The 8,262-nt window shown below is 38.9% G+C and carries 7 protein-coding genes and 1 pseudogene; 3 read left to right on the top strand and 5 right to left on the bottom strand.

What is annotated here, in order from left to right; all coding sequences use genetic code 11:
• A pseudogene (locus ACIP9C_RS21630) lies at nucleotides 1-625 on the top strand (collagen-like protein); the annotation flags it as partial.
• Nucleotides 626-751: 126 nt separating this feature from the next.
• Here ACIP9C_RS21630 and hemY read toward each other — a convergent pair.
• From hemY to hemE, 3 genes are all read right to left on the bottom strand, one after another.
• The gene (gene hemY / locus ACIP9C_RS21625) at nucleotides 752-2,182 is read right to left on the bottom strand and encodes a protoporphyrinogen oxidase (protein WP_401014465.1); all 1,431 of its coding nucleotides are present in this window, start codon (nucleotides 2,180-2,182) and stop codon (nucleotides 752-754) included.
• Between the two features lie 14 nt (nucleotides 2,183-2,196).
• Nucleotides 2,197-3,117, bottom strand: coding sequence for a ferrochelatase (gene hemH, locus ACIP9C_RS21620; RefSeq protein WP_401014462.1), 921 nt, complete (start codon nucleotides 3,115-3,117; stop codon nucleotides 2,197-2,199).
• Nucleotides 3,118-3,237: 120 nt separating this feature from the next.
• Nucleotides 3,238-4,290, bottom strand: a complete 1,053-nt coding sequence (hemE, locus tag ACIP9C_RS21615; protein ID WP_401014459.1) for a uroporphyrinogen decarboxylase — start codon at nucleotides 4,288-4,290, stop codon at nucleotides 3,238-3,240.
• Between the two features lie 234 nt (nucleotides 4,291-4,524).
• Here hemE and ACIP9C_RS21610 point away from each other — a divergent pair, with 234 nt between their 5' ends.
• Complete coding sequence (locus ACIP9C_RS21610) at nucleotides 4,525-5,043, top strand: antibiotic biosynthesis monooxygenase family protein (RefSeq protein WP_401014456.1); 519 nt, start codon at nucleotides 4,525-4,527, stop codon at nucleotides 5,041-5,043.
• 26 nt (nucleotides 5,044-5,069) lie between these two features.
• A complete protein-coding gene (locus tag ACIP9C_RS21605; RefSeq protein WP_401014453.1) occupies nucleotides 5,070-6,230 on the top strand; it encodes an amidohydrolase in 1,161 nt (386 codons plus the stop codon).
• Between the two features lie 76 nt (nucleotides 6,231-6,306).
• Here the strand turns inward: ACIP9C_RS21605 and ACIP9C_RS21600 are convergent, their stop codons facing one another.
• Complete coding sequence (locus tag ACIP9C_RS21600) at nucleotides 6,307-7,491, bottom strand: ABC transporter permease (RefSeq protein WP_401014450.1); 1,185 nt, start codon at nucleotides 7,489-7,491, stop codon at nucleotides 6,307-6,309.
• Complete coding sequence (locus ACIP9C_RS21595; RefSeq protein ID WP_401014447.1) at nucleotides 7,475-8,224, bottom strand: ABC transporter ATP-binding protein; 750 nt, start codon at nucleotides 8,222-8,224, stop codon at nucleotides 7,475-7,477. Before ACIP9C_RS21595 ends, ACIP9C_RS21600 begins: the two co-directional genes overlap by 17 nt.
• Nucleotides 8,225-8,262: the final 38 nt, after the last annotated feature.

The following is an 8,262-nucleotide window of genomic DNA, read 5'->3' as shown; positions in this document are numbered from 1 at the left end:
ACCTACGGGACCTACTGGCGCGACTGGTTTACTTGGACCTACGGGACCTACTGGCGCGACTGGTTTACTTGGACCTACGGGACCTACTGGCGCGACTGGTTTACTTGGACCTACGGGACCTACTGGCGCGACGGGGCCAACCGGACCTGCGTTTACAGAAGGTTTCTCTGCCTTCTTAAGTACTTTATCCGTTAGTACCTCTGCTACTTTAAGTAATTGGAGTGTAGCTTCACCTTATTTCACAACACCAGCATTTAATCCAACAACAGGTATATTTACAGTTCCTACGACTGGAAGATATGCTTTTGAGGCAACTATCAACTATTCTACATTAGCTGCCATTAGTCTTGGTATTGGTGCAGGTGTTAACCCTTCATTTGCAATCCGTAGAAATACAACGACTAATTTAATTACCGGTTTATTCCCAATATTAAATTTATCAGTAACCCTATTAACTATTAGAGCAATTCTGGGAAGTGGCACCGTAACATTGGCTGGAGAAGTTAATTTAACTGCTGGTGATACAATCGATTTAGTTTACGAAGCAAATGGCTTAACTCTCTCCTTAACACTAGGAGGCGCTAACTCAGGTGGTATTGTATGGTCATGTCATAGAATTTCTTAAACGTTGGTCATCTTTACAACTAATAAGTCCATAATCTATGACTTGAGACATTCTACTATTGAGAAAAAAGTAATAATAGTTAAATTAAATAAAAAAGTAGTACAAATATAAGTTTGTACTACTTTTTTAGTCTTCCTGTATAAACATTTCGCTTAAAATTTCATTTGCAACTTTGCACCCTTGCTCTACGCATTCAGGAATTGAAATCCCTTCAAAGGAGCTACCTGCAAGTTTTACTGTCGGGAAATGTTCATAAAGTTCTTTCTTCACCCGATCAATTTTTGCCTCATGTCCTACAGTATATTGTGGCATAGCATTTTTCCAACGAGAAACAACCGTCGTCACGGGTTCCCCTTCGATTCCTATTGTATTCTTTAAGTCTTGTAATACAGTCTTTTCAATCTCTGAATCAGATAAGGCAACAATGGTTTCATCGCCTACACGACCAATATAGCTTCGTAATAATACATAGTCTTGAGGGGTAGTATTAGGCCATTTTCGATTAATCCATGTACAAGATGTTATTGAAAAATCACTATTTCTAGAGACAAAAAACGACAGTGCATCCAAGTCACCTAGTTGCTCTTTTTTAAATGCCATCGTCACTGTTGCGATTGTTGCTGCTTTCATCGTATTTAACTCTGTTAAAAGTTGGTGATTACTAAACATCATTTGTGCAACATTATATGGTGTTGCAATAATAACCGCGTCAGCAGTTATATGCGAAAAATTATTTAATACGACCTGCACAGTACCATCTTTGCTGTGGTCAATTTGCTCTACTTTAACACCCTTCATCACGGTCCCTGGAAGTAGAGATTCTTCTAGTTTTTCGATAAGCGTCTCAAGGCCATTTTCAAAAGTTTGAAAAATCCCCTTATCCTTCGCTATCCGATTGTAACTTAAAAAATTTGTCCCTGACTGTTTCATACCGAAAAGCAAACTACGATACTTTTGCTCTAATTCGTAGAGCTGTGGAAATGTAGATCTCATGCTTAGTTGCTCAATATCCCCTGCAAATGTACCCGCAAGTAAAGGTTCAACGAGATTTTCTACAACCTCCGCACCAAATCTTCTTCGAAAAAATTCACCTAATGGCTGGTCGTCATCCCGTGCAGAACGCGGGAGAATAAAATCTCCCGCTGCACGAATTTTACCGCTGAGTGAAAATAAACCTGATGTAATGAATGACGAGATATGTGGCGTTGCACCAGACATCAGATTGCTCGGAATCGGGTATAATTTACTCCCAACAGCTATATAGGTTGGCCCCGAATCTCCAGTTATCATCCTATGTTCAATATTTAAATCCTTCGCAAGTGCCTGGACATGATTTTCTCGGTCGAAAAAGGATTCTGGCCCACGCTCGATAATAAAGCCGTCTTTTCTAAGAGTTTGGATTTTCCCGCCAAGACGTAATGACGACTCGACAAGTACGATATCTACCGGCAATCCTTTTGCGCGCGCTTGTTTTTGCATATAGAACGCAGCTGTGAGGCCTGTAATGCCGCCGCCAACAACAACTACCTTTCGTCTTTTTTGAGTCACCAACATCATCACTTTCTTTTCGCTTAGCTTAATTTTTTATGAATAGCATCTACCATAGCATCTATAAATAATGGATTTGTATTAGGCATTGCTGGACGATAATAGTTAGCACCTAATTCATCACAAACAACTTTACATTCATAATCGTTATCGTAAAGTACCTCTAAATGTTCTGTTACAAAGCCTACTGGTGTGTAAACAAATGAACGGTACCCATTCTGCTCATAAAGGTCACGCGTTAAATCTTGAACATCAGGACCGAACCAAGGCTCTGGTGTTTGTCCAGCTGATTGCCAGCCCACTTTTACATTTTTCACGCCCGTAGCTTCTTGAATTAATCGAGCTGTTTCAATTAACTGGTCTTCGTACGGATCGCCCATTTCTTTAATTTTTACAGGAAGTGAGTGTGCTGAGACGATTAGACAAGCCTTTTCTCGTTCTTCTTCAGTCATAGAATCGAACGTTTCATTCACTTTACATTTCCAATATTCAATAAACTTCGGCTCATCATACCAAGATTCAACAGATGTAATTTTCAGGCGATCACCTGCTGTTTCTTCTGCACGACCATTATATGATTTAATAGAGAAAGTCGAAAAGTGTGGTGCTAACACAATAGAAACTGCTTCTTTAATACCTGCTGCAACCATTTCCTCAACAGCATCCTCAATGAATGGGTGGATGTGCTTTAAACCGATAAATAGTTTGTATTCTACCTCATCTTGCACTTCATTTAAACGTGCACATAAAGCTTCAGCCTGTGCTTCTGTTGCAGCTGCCAGTGGTGATAGACCACCGATAGCCTCATAGCGACTACGTAAATCTTCTAAATGCTCGTCAGATGGTCTACGTCCGTGACGAATATGTGTATAGTAAGATTCAATATCTTCCTCTTTATAGGGTGTACCATATGCCATTACTAATAAACCTTTAACTTTTTTCATAACCCTTTTCACCTCTAAATAATAGTTAAACTATATTTTTTGTATGATTTCTATACGTCAACAACAATTACACCAAAAAGTAGTGTAATTGCGTCATTTAGAATTTGCTCGTTTCTTATTTTAAGAACGTGCTTGAATTTGTTGTGCACTATATTCATGAATAAGTGTAGTTAAACGTTTCAATACTGCAGGGTCAACCTCTGGAAATACGCCATGGCCTAAATTAAAGATATGACCTGGCACCTCTAAGCCTTGATCGATAATATCTTTTGTTCGTTTTTCTATTACTGACCAATCAGCAAGTAATAATGAAGGGTCTAGGTTTCCTTGTACAGGCTTTGTAATACCTTTTGCACGTGCGTCTTTAATTGGTAAACGCCAATCTAAGCCAACAACGTCAATCGGTAAATCATGCCACTCTTTCACTAGATGGCTTGCACCAACTCCAAATTGAATTAGCGGTACATTTTCTTTTTTTAACTCGCCAAAAATACGAGTCATAACAGGTTTAATGAACACACGATAATCTTCAACACTTAAGGCACCTACCCATGAGTCAAATACTTGTATCGCTTTTGCACCCGCTTCTACTTGTGCTGAAACGTCCGCAATAATCATGTCTGCCAATTTGTCCATTAATGCAAACCATGCTTTTGGTTCCGATACCATAAATGATTTGGTTTTATTATAGTTTTTAGAAGGTCCGCCTTCAATCATATAGCTCGCTAATGTGAACGGTGCTCCTGCAAAACCTATTAATGGCACATTAAGCTGTTCTTCTGCTAGTATTTTTATTGTTTCTAAAACGAAAGGTGTATGTTCCTTTGCATTGAACTCACCTAATTTTTCTACATCTGATACTGTGCGTATTGGGTTTGAAATAACTGGACCTACACCAGCTTTAATTTTTACATCAATGCCGATACCTGGTAGTGGCGTTACGATATCTTTATATAAAATCGCTGCATCAACATTGTAGTTTTCGACCGGTAAACGTGTTACATACGCACAAAGCTCAGGTTGATGTGTAATTTCCTCTAATGAATATTTTTCTTTAATTGCACGATATTCTGGCTGAGAACGACCTGCCTGTCGCATATACCAGACTGGTGTATGTTCAGTCCTTTCCCCGCGTGCAGCACGTAGAAGTGTATCATTAAAAAGTGTTGTCATTGATTATTTCCTTCCCCTCGATGAAATTCATATCATAAAAAAATCACTTGTTTATTCCATTATTATTGATATCCGTTTTCAATAGTAAACGCTTCCTCTGCTATTGTATAGTTTTACTAGTGAAATGTCATAAAATTGTTCTTTCTACATGCTTTCTTTTTTGACAAAGCGGGTAACTTACACTTAAATGGAGTTAATCACTGATTATTAGACATTTATAAGGAGGGCAAAATAATGAATATTTATTTAACTTCTGGCACAGGAGAGTTTATGGAACAGGTGAAAAATAAGTATCCTGACGAACATATGATTTTAATGCATGGTGAAGGTAATTCTGTGCTCATTCATGAAACTGAAGGGAAATCTGTATTTGCTACACCTCGTAAATTTGAAGTGTTAGATTCGGTAAACGAATTAGAAGAACGCGGCTTCTTTGTCTTCAATAATATTCCTGTGACAGATGAAGGTAAACCTGTATTCGAACATCGTTTTTTAAATCGCGCACGTGCAATTGAGAACGAACCTGGTTTTGTAGCGTTCCGACTATTGCGTCCATTAAATGGTGACACGTACATTGTTATGACACAATGGAATGGGCCACACTCATTTGAAGCATGGAAAAGCTCAAAAGCGTATAATACTGCACATGCACAACGTGAAGAACCAACTGGTGTGCGACAACAAAATATTTTCTCTGCCGCATCCTATGTTACGACTTATAGCGTTGTCCCAAAAGAAGACGACGAGGCATAATTTTTTTAATAAAGGAGCACTTACTTATGAATCAACAATTACTCGATAAAATTGATGCTCATTTTGATGAAATGGTGGCCATTCGCCGCCATCTACATATGCATCCAGAACTAAGCTTCCAAGAGCAAGAAACAGCAAACTACATTATTGAATACTATCAAAAACTCGGTGTTCCAGTTGAACCAAATATAAGTGGCTATGGATTAATTGCACGTATTAAAGGTAGCAAGCCTGGTAAAAGGATTGCCTTACGTGCCGATTTTGATGCACTCCCTATTCAAGACGCTAAAGATGTTCCTTATAAGTCAAAGGTAGCTGGTGTTATGCATGCTTGTGGTCATGATGGTCATACTGCTACTTTATTAATAATAGGGAAACTTTTATGGGAAATGAAAGATGAGTTAGCAGGTGAATATGTGCTGATTCATCAACATGCCGAGGAAGCAGACCCAGGTGGTGCTATCGGTATGATACAGGCAGGTGCACTTAACGGTGTTGATGCTATATTTGGTACACATTTATCATCCAATCATCCGACGGGTATGATTGGCTACCGTGTTGGACCACTCATGGCCGCAGTTGATAGTTTTGAACTGAAAATTCAAGGTAAAGGTGGACATGGTGCTCATCCACATCAAACGAAAGACGCTATTGTTATCGGCTCTCAACTAGTCATGAACTTGCAACAACTAGTAGCGCGTCGAGTAGCTCCAACTGAGTCAGCAGTTCTTACTGTAGGCTCTTTCGTTGCGTCAAATGCAGATAATATTATTGCAGATACAGCCTATTTGAACGGGACTATCCGTACGTTTGACAAAGATGTTCGCGAAACGATGGAACGTGAATTTAAACGCGTTGTGAACGGAACTGAAATTGCACAAGATTGCACAATTGAACTAGACTATCGCAAAGGCTATCCAGCAATCGTGAATCATGAAAAAGAAACACTATTTGTTCGTGATATCGCGCAAGTCATTTGTGATGTTGTTGAAATTCCAGCAACGATGGGTGGCGAAGACTTCGCCTATTATTTAGAGGAAAAACCAGGTACATTCTTCTTCACAGGGGCCGCGCCTGCTGAATATGCACCACATCACCATCCGCAATTCGATATTGATGAAAAAGGTATGCTAGTAGCTGCAAAAGTTATGTTAAGCGCTGCGCTAGAATATCAAAACGTAGATTAAAATATAGAAAGCTCATTTCGCCTAATGTTCTTAGGCAAAATGAGCTTTTTTTAAAAATATAATTTGAGTTTCCTCTTTAAGGTTTTGACACCTTTGCCGTTATTTCACTAATTACAAGGATAATTATCGTTGTTACATAGAACATCGGCTGCGTCACTCCGCATAAAGTGACAATAATAGCTTGGGCAATCATTGTCAGACGCACTACTTGCTTAACAGCAGCTTTACGCGCACCCTCTGGCAACGGATAAAGCATGTCCATGCGAAACTCACCGCTAGCTAATAATGCTTGCTTTAGCTGAATCGTCGTCGCAAAGCTTAAAGCACCTGCAACAATCCATGTAACAAATGGAATATCTACAAAGGCTGCAATAACAGCTGAAATAACAGTTAATCGGAGCCATAAATAAAAATGATCATCTGTACGAATAAACGTACGGAACACTAAATACTTTTGAGCATTCCCCTTTTGATAGGGTATAAAATTATAAAACCAGTCAAGCCACGCCCTACGTCGAATACTACCATGTAAATGAGGTACATCGGTAAAATAATTCGCGAAACGATAGAAGCTCATCATTCGATTTTGTTCTAGTTTTACAAAGTGCTCATATGGCACAGGCTCGTTCGCACACTTTTTACGAAACACTAATACATAGACACAACCAATTATCGCTGCAACTAATGCTAGAATAAGTTGCATTTGTAGTCCCATATATACGGTTACTCCAAATACAATAGCTCGTATTAGTCTATCTACCCATACATAATGACCACGTTCACTATAACGATAACTAAATTCTCCCTGCACACTAACAAACTTTAAGGCGATAACAAGGAAAAACAGTGACCAAATATTAGATGTTGTTAATTCCGTTACTGCTTTTAATAAAGGAATACTAATGATATAAACGATAGCCACAATCCAAACTTGTGACCAAAACGTCCATGCTATTGCCTTTTTTAAATACAGCGACATTTTTGATTCTAATGGCAATAAGTACACTTGGTCTGGCTCACGCAATAATGTCGTTGGACGGCTAAATGCTAGTAATACACCAATTATCAGGGCAATTAGCCCTTCAGCTGGAAAATCAGACTCAACGATTTTCAGCCATTCACTATATTGATAGCCCCCAGCTCCAACAAGAAAAACAAGTACAAGCGCTATATGTCCAGTGAAAACAAACTGCATATATTTTTGTACTTCACTTATATAGTGCATAAAGCGCGAGGACCATACATCACGCAAGTTCTTCATGGTCCCGCTCCTTCGTCATTGCAATATAAAGGTCATCCAATGTTGCATGTGGCATTCCAAACGTTTTACGTAAATCCGCCATCGTTCCTTGCGCACGAACGCGTCCCTCATGCAATAAAATAATTCGATCACAATGTTTTTCAGCTGTCGATAAAATATGCGTCGACATTAAAATGGATGCACCCTCTTTTTTCTTTGTATCCATCTGATCGAGCAATGATTGTATACCAAGTGGATCCAGTCCGACAAATGGTTCATCAATTATATACAGACTTGGGTTCACTAAAAAAGCACACATAATCATTACTTTCTGACGCATACCTTTTGAGAAATGCGATGGGAACCAATTTAAGCGTTTTTCCATACGAAATTCCTTCAATAATACTTCTGAACGGGCTGCTAGTGTAGCCTCATCTAAACCATAAGCCATTGCTGTTAATTCTAGATGTTCACGCAATGTTAACTCATCATATAAAACCGGTGTTTCAGGGATATATGAAAATGCTGTGCGATACTTGTCCGTGTTTTCTTTTAACGTCACGCCATTTAGACGAATGTCGCCTTCTTTGGGAAGCATCGTTCCTATTATATGTTTAATGGTTGTACTTTTACCCGCACCATTTAAACCAATTAGCCCGACAAGTTCTCCTTTACCTATTGTAAATGACAATTCTTTAATAACAGGCTTTTTAGTATAACCGCCTGTCACATGCTGCACTTCTAATACCGACATACCCTCACTCCTCTTCTTGTTATTATTTTATCAAAAAT

The organism is Lysinibacillus sp. NPDC093210, assembly GCF_044753985.1.
Taxonomy (GTDB): Bacteria; Bacillota; Bacilli; order Bacillales_A; family Planococcaceae; genus Lysinibacillus.
The sequence above is the reverse complement of the archived record's forward strand: the minus strand, read 5'-3'. Positions and strand labels throughout refer to the sequence as shown.